8 protein-coding genes and 1 pseudogene are annotated in these 14407 nt (G+C 57.3%); 7 read left to right on the forward strand and 2 right to left on the reverse strand.

Annotated elements, in window-relative coordinates:
* Window positions 1-187 precede the first annotated feature (187 nt).
* The 4 genes from AC07M7_RS08520 to AC07M7_RS08535 all read left to right on the forward strand — a co-directional run bounded on the left by AC07M7_RS08520 (window position 188) and on the right by AC07M7_RS08535 (window position 8043).
* Window positions 188-1456, forward strand: coding sequence for an HlyD family secretion protein (locus tag AC07M7_RS08520; protein WP_495207142.1), 1269 nt, complete (start codon window positions 188-190; stop codon window positions 1454-1456).
* A complete protein-coding gene (locus tag AC07M7_RS08525) occupies window positions 1453-3594 on the forward strand; it encodes a peptidase domain-containing ABC transporter (protein WP_495207143.1) in 2142 nt (713 codons plus the stop codon). Before AC07M7_RS08520 ends, AC07M7_RS08525 begins: the two co-directional genes overlap by 4 nt.
* A 134-nt stretch (window positions 3595-3728) precedes the next feature.
* The gene (locus AC07M7_RS08530; RefSeq protein ID WP_495207144.1) at window positions 3729-6689 is read left to right on the forward strand and encodes a thiopeptide-type bacteriocin biosynthesis protein; all 2961 of its coding nucleotides are present in this window, start codon (window positions 3729-3731) and stop codon (window positions 6687-6689) included.
* 64 nt (window positions 6690-6753) lie between these two features.
* Window positions 6754-8043, forward strand: a complete 1290-nt coding sequence (locus AC07M7_RS08535) for a S41 family peptidase (protein WP_495207145.1) — start codon at window positions 6754-6756, stop codon at window positions 8041-8043.
* Between the two features lie 1068 nt (window positions 8044-9111).
* Here the strand turns inward: AC07M7_RS08535 and AC07M7_RS08540 are convergent.
* Both AC07M7_RS08540 and AC07M7_RS08545 read right to left on the reverse strand, forming a co-directional pair.
* Window positions 9112-9732, reverse strand: a complete 621-nt coding sequence (locus AC07M7_RS08540; RefSeq protein WP_495207146.1) for a DDE-type integrase/transposase/recombinase — start codon at window positions 9730-9732, stop codon at window positions 9112-9114.
* A 168-nt stretch (window positions 9733-9900) separates the two neighbouring features.
* Window positions 9901-10044 (reverse strand): annotated as a pseudogene (locus AC07M7_RS08545) (DUF1153 domain-containing protein); the annotation flags it as partial.
* Between the two features lie 448 nt (window positions 10045-10492).
* Here AC07M7_RS08545 and AC07M7_RS08550 point away from each other — a divergent pair.
* From AC07M7_RS08550 to AC07M7_RS08560, 3 genes are all read left to right on the forward strand, one after another.
* Window positions 10493-11017, forward strand: coding sequence for an RNA polymerase sigma factor (locus AC07M7_RS08550; RefSeq protein WP_136637954.1), 525 nt, complete (start codon window positions 10493-10495; stop codon window positions 11015-11017).
* Window positions 11014-11865 carry a FecR family protein gene (locus tag AC07M7_RS08555; protein ID WP_495207147.1) on the forward strand — a complete coding sequence of 284 codons (852 nt, stop codon included), beginning with the start codon at window positions 11014-11016 and terminating at the stop codon, window positions 11863-11865. The genes AC07M7_RS08550 and AC07M7_RS08555 overlap by 4 nt, the downstream gene beginning before the upstream one ends.
* A gap of 71 nt (window positions 11866-11936) precedes the next feature.
* Window positions 11937-14366 (forward strand): TonB-dependent receptor, encoded by a 2430-nt coding sequence (locus tag AC07M7_RS08560; protein ID WP_495207148.1) that lies wholly within the window; start codon window positions 11937-11939, stop codon window positions 14364-14366.
* Window positions 14367-14407: the final 41 nt, after the last annotated feature.

Here is a 14407-nt window from a genome sequence, read left to right on the forward strand (position 1 = left end):
ACGAGTGACTGGTGTGGCAGCTTTGGCTGCGACAGCGACGGTTGCGTGAGTAACGTCTGCGATAGTGACGGCACCTGCATCTCCTATAACTGCAACTATACGGACGTTTGCCCGTAGCTTGCAATCTGGGCGCCACCGGCACGGTGGCGCCTTTATCCGAGCGAACTAACTACATGGAGAGTCGGTGGTGAGTGAGCTTTTCAGAATGAGAGCCAAACAGAGGCCTGGGCGCTCCGTTCTTGGGGAAATACGAGTTGGCGCACCAATTAGTCATGCAGTGTGGGCTGGATTTGCCGTACTGACAATGATGGCGTTGGCTTCTTGGATGGTGTTTGGGAGCTATAGCCGACGCGAGACCGCCAAGGGAGTGCTGGTCCCGCAAGAAGGCATGGCTCGAGTGAAGGCTAGATCCGCTGGGGAGGTGGTTCAACTGTATGTTCGCGAGGGAGATGTGATTCGTGCCGGCCAACTTCTGGCTGAAGTATCAAGCGATCTTAGATCGGAAAAAGCTGGTCCTATTTCTGAATCAGATCAGACGCGGATTAAGTCTGAGATTTTGGGACTATGGGAGGAGGCTTCCGGCGTGAATGAAGTCGCACGGGAAGAAAGGCAAAGTCTCATGGAAAGGATGGCTATGCTGACATCGGAGATTGCTGCGGCAAACCAGCAGCTTGGCGCCTACCGTGCCGATCTAGATTCACAGAAGGAGCTGCTGTCGAAATATGAATCGATCCTCGACGGTGGGTATGTATCCGGTGCACAGGTAGTGGCGCAGAGATCTTCAGTGCTACAGGCCCAGGCGAGGATTGCTCAGCAAGTGGCACAGAGTTCATCACTGATGCGAGCGCGGTCAGAGATGGCATTCCAGTTGAACAGGCAGGGAGCAGATACTAGAAAGCTTAAGAATGAGCTCGAAAGGAAGCGTGGTGAACTAACTCGCGCACTGAACGAGAGTTATGTTCAAGAACGGAGCTCTATTGTGTCGCCGCGGGATGGGGTCGTAACAAATGTCGCGGTGAAGAGCGGAGATACTATAATCGCCGGCGGCGCCATTATGACAGTGGTCCCTGAAAAATCGCCTCTCTTGGCGGAGCTGTATGTGCCCACTTCTGGTTCAGGATTCATCTCGCCGGGCACTCGTGTTGGACTGCGGTATTTGGCCTTTCCACATCAGAAGTTTGGCGCTCATTCGGGAGAAGTAATCTCGATGACGAGAATTTCGGTGGGGTCGGAGGAGGTAAGGAGTAGCTTGGGAATTGGAGACGAAAAGACAGAAAGCTCCTACCGCGTCCTTGTAAAAATCAACGATGATCGGATATTGACGCAATTCGGCCCTCGTGCTCTTTCGGTTGGCATGGCCGTCGAAGGAGATATCATGCTTGAGAGTCGCGCGATATATGAGTGGGTATTTGAGCCAGTTCTGAAAGTTACTAGGAAGACGGAAGAACAGAAATGAGCGGAGATCCAATTGATAGTAAACCGACCTCAGGCAATGACTATTCGCGACTACTTAGCTTGCGGCCTGGGAGGCGGGTCAAGGAAGTTCTCCAGACGGAACAAGCTGAATGCGGCTTGGCATGCATTTCGATGATAGCTGGCTATCACGGGATCAACTATAGCCTCTATGAGCTGCGTGAAAAGTACCCGGTAACGACGCGTGGAATGGGGTTGCAGCATATTATTGAAATTCTTAGCGATATCAGCCTGTCTTCACGCCCTGTAAAGTACGATCTAAATGAACTCGCACAATTGCAACTTCCCTGCATAATTCATTGGAAGATGAAACATTTTGTTGTTCTTACGAAAGTTGGACGCGATTACGCAGCAATTGTCGACCCCAAACTGGGCCGCCAAAAAATTCCATTGAAGCAACTTGATGAGTTTGCGACGGGCGTAGCTCTGGAGGTTGAGGCCGGCGTCAAGGTCAAGCGTAGGACGCGTCCAGAAGCGATCTCTCTCAGGGCGCTCGCAGGATCCATCCATGGCTTAGGTAGAAGCCTGGGGCAGGTCTTGGTGCTCGCGCTGTTCCTGGAAGCGCTGTTGTTGGTGGTACCACAGCAACTTCGGATAACTATAGATCAGGTTCTGCCGTTCTCTGACTTTCAGTTACTTCACTTTCTGGGTTTTACTTTTTTAGCAGTGCTTGGACTTCGAGCCGTTACAGAGGCGATGCGAAAGTGGATGTTAATCTGGATTTCGAGCAACATAAATATTGGCTGGAACGCCAACACCTATAATCACCTACTTAGACTGCCGTTAGATTATTTCTTCAAGCGCCAACTGGGAGATGTTGTCGCTAGATTTGGATCAATCTCCGCTATACAGCAGACATTGACTACCAACTTTGTGGTGGTTGTGATAGATGGTTTGATGGCAGTTGCGGCGCTTGGCTTACTCCTTTATTACAGCAAAATTCTCGCTGGCGTCGTCTTCCTCTTTGCGGCCGCATACGTGCTTGCGCGGTTTCTTTACTTGCGGGCATACGAAGATGTAGCCCAAAAGCAAGTAAACGTAACAGCCATTCAGCAGGGTGAACTTATCGAGTCCTTGCGCGGCATGCTTACTTTGAGGTTAAACAACAAGGCCGCTTCCCGATCTGTTCGATTCATGAACGCCACGGCAAGGGTCATCAATACTAATGTACAATTTCAACGACTTGACCTGTTCTTCGAGATTGTTAATACATTAAGTACAGCCGGCCAGAGAATCGCGGTACTGTGGGTTGGCGGTTATCTTGCTCTAAGTGGCGAGATGACATCTGGGACGCTTGTTGCCTTTGTTATATACAGTGATCAGTTCACCCTTCGCTTCGCCAAGCTGGCAGATTACGCAGTTCAGTTTCGTTTACTCAGATTTCATGCTGAGCGAATCGCGGATATCGCACTGTCATCGCCTGAGAAGTACACCGAATCTACCGCAGCTAGATTGGTCGGCAGTGAAATAGAGTTCTCCAACGTAAAGTTCAGTTATGGCTATGGCACGCCCAAAATTTTGGACGGCGTGAACTTTAAAGTTCGGGCTGGAGAGGTAGTAGCCATTACGGGCTCTTCCGGTTCAGGGAAGAGCACGATTGCCAAGCTCCTGCTAGGCGTGCATGACCATCAAGAAGGGATAATCGCGGTGGGCGGCGTGGATATTCGAGTTGCTGGCAAGCGCCTGGTTCGAGACGCGATCGGCTGTGTGATGCAGGCCGATCAGCTGTTCTCAGGAACGATCGCGGAGAACATCTCGTTCTTCGAGGATGACGCTTCCATGGAAGATGTTGTTGAGGCATCGCGGCGAGCTCGCGTCGATAAGGAGATCAAAGGCATGCCCATGGGCTATAGAACGTCCGTTGGAGATATGGGCAGCACCCTTTCTGGCGGACAGGTTCAGCGAATACTCCTTGCGAGAGCATTCTACAAGAGGCCAAAAATCCTCGTCCTGGATGAGGCAACAAGTCAACTGGATTTGGAGAACGAGAAGTTAATTGGCGAGGCTGTTAGAGACGGCGGAATAACGGCGATAGTTATTGCCCATAGGCCACAGACTATCAACTTGGCTGATAGGGTCCTCGAAGTGCGCAATGGACAGATACTGGAGATTAGATCTTGACTAATATGCCTACGTTGCAGGCGCTGATGACAACCGCCAATGTTGCATTCATCCGAGTTGCAGTTCTTCCATTTGAAACCATCAATAGGTTATCCTGTAGCGCGGATACTCTACTAAGGGAGGTCCGCGCCCTGATGGATGACCCTTATATTCGAGAGGCAATATGGCTAGCGAGTCCAAAGCTGCTCGCTCGCTATGACCATCTTCGACCCGAAACGGAGGCGAAGGACATTGATGTCATCGCTGCGGTCGCAAAGTACCTCTTTCGCATGGCGTATAGGCCCACGCCGTTCGGCACCTTTGCTTGCGTTGGAACAGCCTCAGCTGGCGCAACTGGGGGGCTCACCATTCCAGTCCGCCGTGAAATGCATCGGCACGTCCAAGCGTCCACCGCGACGATTAGTCAAATCGTATCCAAGATACTACATGAGCACCGTGATCATCCGGAGCTGTCCTTCCACCTCAACGACACGCTGCATGTTCGCGATGGGCGTTTATCGTGGATGGCTTACTCGCGGAATCGCAAGGGAAAGAGGGTGTATCGGAATGAGGTGGTGGAGCTTGACGGACCGTTGGAGTTGATACTTGGACTTGCCCGCTGCGGCATGAGCCTCAATTCACTGGCGGAGAAAGTGGTGCAGCGCTACCCCGACTCCTCCTCAAGTCAGGTTGGTGAGTATCTTGATGAACTAGTTGATGCTCAGTTGCTTTGTAACGACGGTCTTCTGGATCTTACTGCTGATGATTTACTAGGGAATTTGGCTAGTTCCTTCGCCGATAGCGAAGCCCTCGGAAGGAGAGCCGCAGATGCTCAAGCTGCAATTAGTGGCCTGTCCGGAAAGCATCCTCTATCTATTCCGTCATCGTATGATAGAGCGATCAGTCGCCTCGCGCTTCTGCAGGGCATTGATAGTGAACTTGCTGAAGCGTCGGTGAAGGTCGATCTCTACGCATCGGAAAGTCTCGGGGCGATCTCCACGCGAGTGGTAAAGAGCGTCGAAGAAGCAATAAGTCATTTCGCCGTGTTCTCAGAGAAGAACAATGGATTGAAGAAATTTGTGGATATATTTTCATCGCGATATGGGGATCTCGAGGTTCCACTTCTTGATATCGCCAATGAGCTCTCCGCTCTCGGCTATATTGAGAGGACATCTTCCGCACCGGCCATTTTGCGATTCCTTGGCGCAGCATCAGGTACGAAATCGCACAATGTCATGCCGACAACAGGCGCAACTAGCGCGGTCGAGAAGATGATCCCCCCTGGGGGGCAGGAATACGTCGAGTTGCGTCCAAATGTGAAATCTCAAACCGACTTGCCGCTCACTTCCCCACGTACGCCCATCGTGTCCTGGTTGAGCCTCTGGAAATCGAGCACGGGAGAGTTGGTAGAAATCCGAAGCGTTGGAGCACAGCGGGCCGGTCGGGTGATGGGACGGTTCTCATATCAGTTGCCGGAACTAAGGGGGCTTCTCACCAATGATGGCTTGCCCCATGATTCTTTAGACGAGATTCCTGCAGAAATCGTACACTTGCCAGAGGACGATCTTGGTAGTGTGTGCGCACGCCCTGTCCTGAGTAATGTCGAAATTGGCATACGTGCGGGCCCTTCGAGGCTCGCGCACCGGATTGATCTCACGGACTTGGTAGTTCTGGTCAGGGACGGCCGGGTTCTTGTGAAGTCTCGCTCTCTGGGTCGCCTGCTCTCCCTTCGAATGAGCAACGCTCATGCAGTTGAGCGCCGCGCCAGCCTCCCTCTTTACAGGTTCCTAAGTAGTGTTGCTACGCAGGGGCATGCGGTTTCAATACCTACACTTCGTGACCGTTTTCCAAGCGCTCCCTATGTGCCGGGAATGAGGTTCAAGAACATCATTCTCAGTCGACCAACTTGGTACCTATCGGCTGAGAAAATAGACGAAATTTCCAGATTGAAAGGAGAGAAGCTAATCCACCGCTGGCATGAGATATGCGAAGAAATGGCGATGCCGCATGAGGTGGCCTTGGTTCAAGGTGATCGGGTTATTCCACTCGATACCCGGGTAGAATGGATGCTAACTGAGCTGATACGACACCTTAAGCGATCAGAAAAGTCCATACTGACAACGGCCTCCCCCTTCGGACTACAGCCCGCATTTTCTGCAAATGATGGCCGCCGTGCTCATGAGATCCAGCTTGTTCATACCTTTGGGGTGGATAGGCGTACTAGCGCGACCGCCTGCTTTGAAGACTTCGATGCCGCCGTTAAGCCGGTCGGTATGGACTGGCTTTACCTGAAAATATACTCTGCCGCGCAGAGCGCCCAATTGGTATTAGACGTTTTGGCGGAATTCTCGGCGGAGAGACGACTTGATTTGTTCTTCGTTAGATATAGGGATGATCGCGGATTTCATCTCCGCGTGAGATTTAGGAGTGATGCAGGTGGAGGCGGCGCTCAGTTGATGGTGCCTTTGATGGATGCATTAGATGCCCTTCGGCGGAAATTTGTCGTTCAAGAGATATCAATTTACCCCTACGTTCGAGAACTTCAGAGATACGGAGGGGATCCGCTGCTTTCGAAAATTGAAGATCTCTGGGTATGCGAGAGCCAATCACTTCTTAAGTATGCTGACCGCCTCGATGATCAGGGCGCAGATTACTGGAAGTGTGTCGCAGTCTCGATAGACCGCCTGATGATCTCGCTAGGTCTCGGATCGGTCGAATCTCGTTCGAAATTCGCGGACCGCGCCGCAAAGGATTTTCATAATGAGATACGCTTTTCTACGAACGATAGGAAACGCATCGGGCGACTTTTTGCTTCCGCACGGCTCGCGCTATCAAATGGAGGGTTGGCATTCCAAGGCGTTGACTCTTCATGGTGCGAGCGGCTCGCTCCAGTGTCGGTGTCGGATCACATCGCAAATGAACTCGTAACGCACACGGACGAAATGAGGTATTCGATTTCGTGGGCAATAATTCATATGAGGTTCAATAGAATGCTAGTGCAGGATCAAAGATATCAGGAGGCGGTTATATGGGAGATCCTGAAGAGGTCTTATGTAACCCTTATTAAGGGGCGGCCCATCATCATTGAGTCCTCTGGTGAAATTTCCTATGCGTAACCTGTACATCTTACTTGTGATCATCCTCTCAGTCGCTTGCGCTTCATGCACCCAGGGTAAGGAAATGAACAAGTGGTTTGCTGTGTCTCCGGATAAATCATGCGTATGGCATGGTCAGGGTGATCCTTTGCAGACGGCCGGCGCGCGCATAGGGGCTTCCAAAGGCGAGGGCCACTGCCGCTACGGAGGAGTTGCAATTCGTTTGGATGCATCACATTTGAAAGGTCGACAGGTAGAAATTAGGGCTAACTATCGTCTCGAAGGTCAAGGGCGCTCGAAGATGATGCTGAGGGTGGACGATGAAAATGCGAAGATTGACGCGGCGGAGATTCCTCTCATTGAAGAACAAGGGACGCTTGTTAGGAGATTCAATGTCGATAGCCGCGCCACAACAATGATAATGGGTCTTGCCATTTTTGATGGCGCCGGCGCCGAGCTGGAGTCGCTGACATTATCTCCAGTTGCCAGTGGGGATGAAGTAAGTGACGGCACGTCTTCTTTGCTAGAAACATACCAAGCCGCCACACGGTTGATCCGTGAACATGCACTATTTGCTAATAGAGTCGATTGGGGCAATGTCGAGGGCAATGAGGCCCTGTCAGACGTTAAGCGAGAAACGACGTGGCAGGTGGAACGACGCATTAAGGGCATTCTGCAGACGCTTGATGATCACCATAGCGCTCTTCAGTCCCCTGATGATGTTGTAACGTCTAAGATGGAGTCTGGGCCAAAGTTCGATCCTACCTTCGATATAGTCGCTCCAAATACCGCGCTGATTTCGATGCCGCCATTTTCGGGAAGTAACCACGGAGAGGTTGATAGATTTGTTGAGATGTTTCATTCGGAGTTCTCTCGCCTTCATGCCAATGGGGTCCGGCATTGGGTTTTAGATCTTCGTCTGAATAGCGGAGGGAACATGTGGCCAATGCTTTCTGCGCTAGCTCCCTTGCTTGGGCAGGACCACATCGGCGGGATAGAGAATAGGGATGGGACGATCGATAGCTGGACCATCGATCCTGCGGCATCTTCGATCCCTGATCTCACCCTGGATAAAGTGGCCATCTTACTTGACTCAAGGACGGCGAGCTCTGGTGAGGCCGTCGCTATCGCTTTTAACGGTCGACCTGGTGTAAAAAGCTTTGGCACGCGCACGGGTGGTTACACTACGTCGAACAGAAGTTTTGATCTTCCAGGCGGCTATCGTCTGCATGTCGCGAGTGCAACATTTATGGATAGAACAGGTCGAAAGTACCCTTCCGGAGTGCAGCCAGATGTTAAGGTGCTCTCAATGGCAGATTCTGCCGCGGAGTTGGCTGCGTTAAGTTGGTTGCGCACTGATGGGGCAAGAAAGTGAGCTTACTTAAAAAATTGTCTGTGTTGCATGAGCAAGGATGCTCGTCCGCTGACATATCCGCCTTTGCGTACCGCGATCATTCTCTCGATGCCAATGGAGCTGATGAGACTGTCGTAAATTCCGCGCGTGAGCGTGTGTCCAGTGCACTAGGCGTCGCATTGGATTCAGTGTATGCATGCGGCTCCGCGAAGTACGGGATGAGCTTGTTGTACGGACATTCCTTTGCGCGTGGAAAATCGGATCTTGACTTGGCAATTGTAGACCAAAGATTTACGGAGGCCTGCTTTCGCTCTGCAGCAGATGCCAGCTCGAATTACTCCGAAGCCTACGCATTTCCGGCTCTTCTCGCCCCGGGCGCAAGAACTGCCTATCAAGTTAGGCAGAAGTTTCTTGAATGTGCACGTCGGGGGGTTCTCAACTTCAGTTATATGCCAATCTGTGACGTGCGCTCTAAAGTTAAATTTCTGTCGATCGAAATTTCTGATGAGTTCCGAGGGGAATTCGTCGATGTCAGCATGGTCGCCTACTCATCGTCCGGCGCATTTTTCGACTCACAGAGGCAGCGTTTGCAACAGTACTTTGCTCAGGACAGATCTCGGCCTATGCAGTTGCCTCCGCCAGGATATAAATCTGAGGATTCTAAGGCATTGAATCTTAGAGGCGAATGCCCTACTTTCTTGCGCAAAGATGTTTGGTGTTCACTTCAGCGATTGTCTCAAATCATTCACTTGAGTTGGTGCTTGGTTGTCCCCTTGGGTGAGATAGATGGCGTCGAGAGCTGTTTCGATTTGCTAGTGTTTCACGAGAAGCTTCACTTGACCGATCCTGAGGAGGCTGGGGCGCTCTGGGCTATATCCTCAGAACTTGGCAGGAAGAATATTTTGATACGCTTTGCACCTAACAATCTGACTTCTGCCCAGGTCTCATCTATGGTGAGCTCTCATTTGCTGTCAATTGCTCAGGACTTCGGTAACGCGTGCTTATGCAGGAGGTTCTTTCTGCAATTCGTCAGGTAGATTCTGGCGATGGACTCGATGGCCGCCCATGTAATGACCCACCGGTTCCTGCTCAGGTCATGCGGTTAATGTAGCGGCATAGGCCGCATCCGGGGTCATCATCTTCAACGCTTGGTGAAGGCGCTTTTGGTTGTAGAAGGCGATCCAGTCTGCGATCACCCGCAGGGCATGGGTCTGGCTTTCGAAGCGATGCCGATGCACGCATTGCTCCTTCAACGTCCGGATTACCCGTTCCACCATCCCGTTCTGCTGTGGGCAGTGCGGGGGTAATGAACTCCTGCTGCAGGCCGTAGCTGCGCACTAGGCGCGTGTAGTCGCGGCTGTTGAACACTAGCCCATTGTCCGAGCGCAGCAGGAAAGGCGCTGGCACCCGTCCCAGCGGGCCGTAGCGGGTAATCAACGCCTGCTCCAGCGCTGCCGACGCGGTGCTGGCCTTGCCAGTTCGTGACAGGTGCCATCCAAGCAACTGTGGCGTGCCACAGGCGATCACCAGCGCCAGGCTGAGCCAGCCGTCCTTCCCGCCCCAGATGCGGCACAGGTCGGTGGCCCAAAGTTGGTCCGGCCCCTCGGCGCGCGACACCTTGGCTTCAATACGCGGCCGATGGCCAAGTGGGCGCTTGCGCCCCTGCCAGCCCTTGAGCTGCAAGATCCGCTGGACGGTGTTCTTGTTCATGCCCCGCAGAGCTGTCACCGTGCGGTAGCCGAACGAGGACTCTGTCTCAATCATGTCCTGGATCGGCTCGGCCAGCTCAGGCTTTACCTTGGGCAGTGACCGGGTTGGCTTGTAGTACGTCTAGCGGCGGGCTATCTCGAACCAACGACACAGTTTGGTCATCGGCACCATGCCGCGCTTGCCGTCCTCGACCCAGCCCTCGATCTCCGCCGGGGTCAGGTCGAACTGGCGGCTGGCCGCGGCCACCGTCGTCTTGCCCTGGATGATCTCAAGCATCAGTGCCGACTTGCGCCGGGCGGTCCAGCGCTTGATCTCTTATTCCATCATTTCGCTCATCGGTGTCTCCTTCGGGGAAAGTAACACCTGAGCAGGTTTTCAGTGGGTCATTACATGTCCGTGTTAGCGAGTAGAACCCGCCGAGCCCATGCGGAGCTGGCGCTTGCTCTCTAATCACTTTCAGGCCCGCTTCAAAGGTCCATTGAAGTGACTTCTGACAGCCGGGCCGAGGGGCGCAAACCGACTGTCCCGCCTTCGCAAACCGAATGCCCCCTTACAAGGGTCCACCTCCTTGAGCCTGCAGGCAGGCTAACCGTGGGCGATTCTGCGCTCCAGCCGATGATCGTGGATTCACTTTCCAGGCGCGGCGAACAATCGCCCTGGCGATCGCGGCATGGCAAACGAGAACAGTTCCCATTAGTATTGCGTCATTACGCAGGGATGACCTCCCGGCACCCGCCTTTCACCCTTGCTGCCCTTCCGGATGTCCCAGCCGACACTTCCCCGCCCACCTGCGCTGCCGCTGGTGACCTCGCTGGTGCGCCACTACGAGGAACTGGTGGACTACCTGCATCGCCGGTTCCGCTCGCCCGGGCTGGCCCGCGAAGTGGTACACGATATCTGTGTACGCCTGCTGGAACGTCCGGCCGTGCATGACGCCCGCCAACCGATCGCGCTGCTGCGCAGGATCGCCCACGACGCAGCGGTCGACCGCTGCCGCGCCGAGGACCTGCGCCGGCACTGGGTGGAGCCCCGCGCCGAGCTTCCCGAAGGCGCCTGCGAGCGCCCCGGACCCGAGCGCCAGGCGCAGGGCCAGCAGGCGCTGCAGCGGCTGACCGCCAGCATCGAGCGCATGCCCTGCCGGCGCCAGCAGGTGTTCATCCTGCACAAGATCCACGAGCTGCCCCAGACCGAAGTGGCGCAGCGGATGGGCATCGGCCTGAAGGCGGTGGAACGTCACCTGCGCCTGGCCATGGCCGACTGTCGGCTGCACGGTGCGCTGCGGTGAGCCCTGCATCACCCGATCCGGTACCGCCGTCGCCGCCCGCCGAACCGTCCGCCGAGGACACGCTCGATCAGCACCGGGAGGCACTGAAGGAGCGTTTCCCGTTGCCAGGCCCGGAGCAGCTGCAGCGGCGGCGCGGCGAATCTGGCGCGAAACGGGTACTGCCGGTGCTGTTGCTGGCGGCCGCCGCGCTGCTGCTGGCCGACCCGGCCTGGCAGGTGCGTGACTACCAGACCGCCGTCGGCGAGCGCCGCGACATCGAGGTGCCGGACGGCAGCCGCGTGCTGCTCGACGCGGGAACCCACCTGCAGGTCCGTCGCCACCTGCGTTCGCGGCGGGTGCTGCTGGCGCAGGGCCATGCGCGCTTCGAGGTGCAGCATTCGGCGTGGCGCCGCTTCCAGGTCGATGCCGGGCCGGTACAGGTACGCAACTACGGCACGGTGTTCGATGTTGACCGCCAGGGCGATCTCAGCGAGGTCACGCTTTGGCGCGGCGAGGTCGGTGTCAGCGTGGATGGCGGCGGCACCGAGCAGCGGCTGAAGCCGGGGCAGCGCCTGCTGGCCCAGCCGGGGTCCCTGTCTCCGCCGGAAGCAGTGGATCCGGACCGGGCCGACTGGACCACCGGCCGGCTGCAGTTCGACCGCATGCCGCTGGCCGAGGTGCTGCGCATCCTGCAGCGCTATCACGACCGTCCGATCGTGCTGGACGACCCGGCACTGGGACCACTGCAGGTGTCGGGCGTGTTCGATGCCGACCGTGCCGAGACGGCGGTCGCCCTGTTGCCGGAGATCCTGCCGGTCCAGGTGCATACCGCCGCCGACGGCAGCCTGCATCTGCGTGCCCGCGATTGATTGCCACGCCGAGGGTGGGTTGCGCGCCGTCCCATCCGGCAAGTGCTTGAACCCTTCCGAAGGACCCCCGCATGATCCGCCCTGTTCCGCCTGCCGCGCTGCGCCGGCTGGCCCCCACCCTGCTTGCCGCCTGCCTGTGTGCGGCGCTGCCCGCCACCGCGCAGACCGCTGCGTCCGCACCTGTCGAACTACACCTGCCGGCCGGCCCGCTGCAGGCTTCGCTCACGACACTGGCGCGGCAGAGTGGCATCCAGCTGCTGTTCGCGGCCGATAGCGTAAGTGGCCGCAACGCGCCTGCCCTCGACGGCCGCTACACCCCGCACGACGCCCTGCAGCGCCTGCTGGCCGGGCAAGACCTGGCGATGCAGGAGCGCTCGCCGGGGGTGTTCGTGGTGAGTGCCGCGCCGGCATCCTCCAAGGCCCGCGCTCCGGCCCGAGCCTCGTCATCGGCAGCGTCCCCGGGCACGACCACTTCGCTGGCCCGCGTCACGGTATCGGCCTCGACCGCGCGTATGCCGCAGGGCGAGACCGCGATGCCCAACACCATCACCGTGCTGACCCGCGAGGACATCGCGCAGCAGCTGGCGCTGGGCTCGGATGTCTCGCGCGTGCTGTCGGCGCAGATCCCGGCGCTTGCCCCGGCGCGCGAGAAGATGTCCAACTACGGCGAAACCATGCGCGGCCGCGGCATCCTGTACATGGTCGACGGCGTACCGCAGTCGACGCCGCTGCGCGATGGCTCGCGTGATTCGCACACCATCGATCCGGCGATGATCGAGCGCATCGAGGTCATCCACGGCGCCAACGCGCTGCAGGGCATCGGCGGCACCGGTGGCATCGTCAACATCATCACCCGCAGCGCGCCCAGCGAGCCCGGCGCCTTCCTGCTCGACACCAACGTCACCTACAGCTCGGCCCTGCCCAGCCGCCGCGATGACAATGGCCAGCGCGGCTCGGCACTGGTCGGCGTGCGCGGCGAGCAGTTCGATCTGGTGGCCGGCCTGGCCTATGAGAAGCAGGGCCTGTATCACGACGGCGAGGGCCGTTCGATCGGTACCAACGCGCAGGGCGAACTGATGGATTCGACATCGTCGAACGTGTTCGCCAAGCTGGGCTGGAACATTGCCGAGGGCCACCGCCTGCAGCTGATGGCCAACCGCTACGAGCTGCGCGGGCTGGACAACTACCTGGCGGTGAACGGTGATTACCGCACCGGCCGCCCGACCATTTCGGTGCCCGGCGATACCCCGCTGGATCCACCGATGAACCGCTCGCGTTCGTTGACGCTGGACTACAGCGCCGCCGACCTGCTCGGTGGCCGCTTCCAGGCGCAGGCCTTCGCGGTGGACTTCGAAGGCCGTTATGGCGCCAGCCAGTGGGACCCGTGGGGCAACACCGGCGCCAACGCCGCCTGGGACCAGACCCAGAACGAATCGAACAAGCGCGGCTTCAAGCTGACCCAGAGCTGGGCCCGCATCGCCGACACCACGCTGGACGTGACCCTGGGCCTGGACGGCCTGCGCGACCGCACCCACCAGGTGCTGCTGGCCAGCGGCATGAACTGGGTGCCGCAGACCACCTACCAGAGCCTGTCGCCGCTGCTGCAGCTGCACTGGTGGCCAAGCGACCACCTGATGCTGTCCGGCGGCCTGCGCTACGAAAAGGGCGAGCTGGAAGTAGGCGACTACACCACCCTGCCCCGCTACGGCGCACGCAAGGTAGCTGGCGGCAAGCCGACCATGAGCGAGACCCTGCCCAACTTCGGCGCGGTCTGGTACATCAACGATCGCCTCAACGCCTACGCCTCGTATTCGGAAGGCTACACCGTGGCCGACGTCGGCCGCGTGCTACGTGCGATCAACCGCGACGGCCAGCGCGTGGACAATCTGATTGACCTGTCACCGGTGGTTTCGGACAACCGCGAGATCGGGCTGGAGTACGACGATGGCCGTTTCAGTGGCGATATTGCGTACTACACCTCCGAATCCAAGCTGGGCTCGGTGCTGATCTACGATCCGGGCATCGACGCCTATGCGGTGCAGCGCCAGGCCACCCGCGTGGAAGGTTTTGAAAGCAACCTGCGCCTGCGCTTGGGCGACAGCCGGCTGGGCCTGGGTTATGCACGCGCCAATGGCCGCTACGATGCCGACGTCGACGGCCGCCTCGACAGCGACCTGGCCGGCGTCAACATCGCGCCGAACCGGCTGACCGCGTTCTGGGAACAGAGCTGGACACCACAGCTGAGCACGCGCCTGCAGGCCAGCCACGCCTTCGACCGCGACTTCGATCTGCGTGGCGCGCAGGTGGCGGAGTTCAAGGGTTACACCACGATGGACCTGGTGGCCCGCTATGTACTGGACAAGCACAGCTTCACCCTGGGCGTGCAGAACCTGGCGAACAAGCAGTACATCAGCTACTACTCGCAGACCACGCCGTCGAACCCGAGCTATTTCTCGGGCCGTGGCCGAGTGCTGACGCTGGGGTGGCAGTACCAGTACTAAGCCTGCGCAGGGCCCGGGGCGCAGCTGCGCCGGGCCCTGCT

It is taken from the genome of Stenotrophomonas sp. GW821-FHT09E08, from assembly GCF_059416125.1.

Bases quoted from the DNA above. Each gene is read 5' to 3' on its own strand.
- AC07M7_RS08525 (WP_495207143.1), top strand. From the start codon at position 1,453: ATGAGCGGAGATCCAATTGATAGTAAACCGACCTCAGGCAATGACTAT.
- AC07M7_RS08530 (WP_495207144.1), top strand. From the start codon at position 3,729: ATGGATGACCCTTATATTCGAGAGGCAATATGGCTAGCGAGTCCAAAG.
- AC07M7_RS08535 (WP_495207145.1), top strand. From the start codon at position 6,754: ATGAACAAGTGGTTTGCTGTGTCTCCGGATAAATCATGCGTATGGCAT.
- AC07M7_RS08540 (WP_495207146.1), bottom strand. From the start codon at position 9,732: ATGAACAAGAACACCGTCCAGCGGATCTTGCAGCTCAAGGGCTGGCAG.
- AC07M7_RS08550 (WP_136637954.1), top strand. From the start codon at position 10,493: ATGTCCCAGCCGACACTTCCCCGCCCACCTGCGCTGCCGCTGGTGACC.
- AC07M7_RS08560 (WP_495207148.1), top strand. From the start codon at position 11,937: ATGATCCGCCCTGTTCCGCCTGCCGCGCTGCGCCGGCTGGCCCCCACC.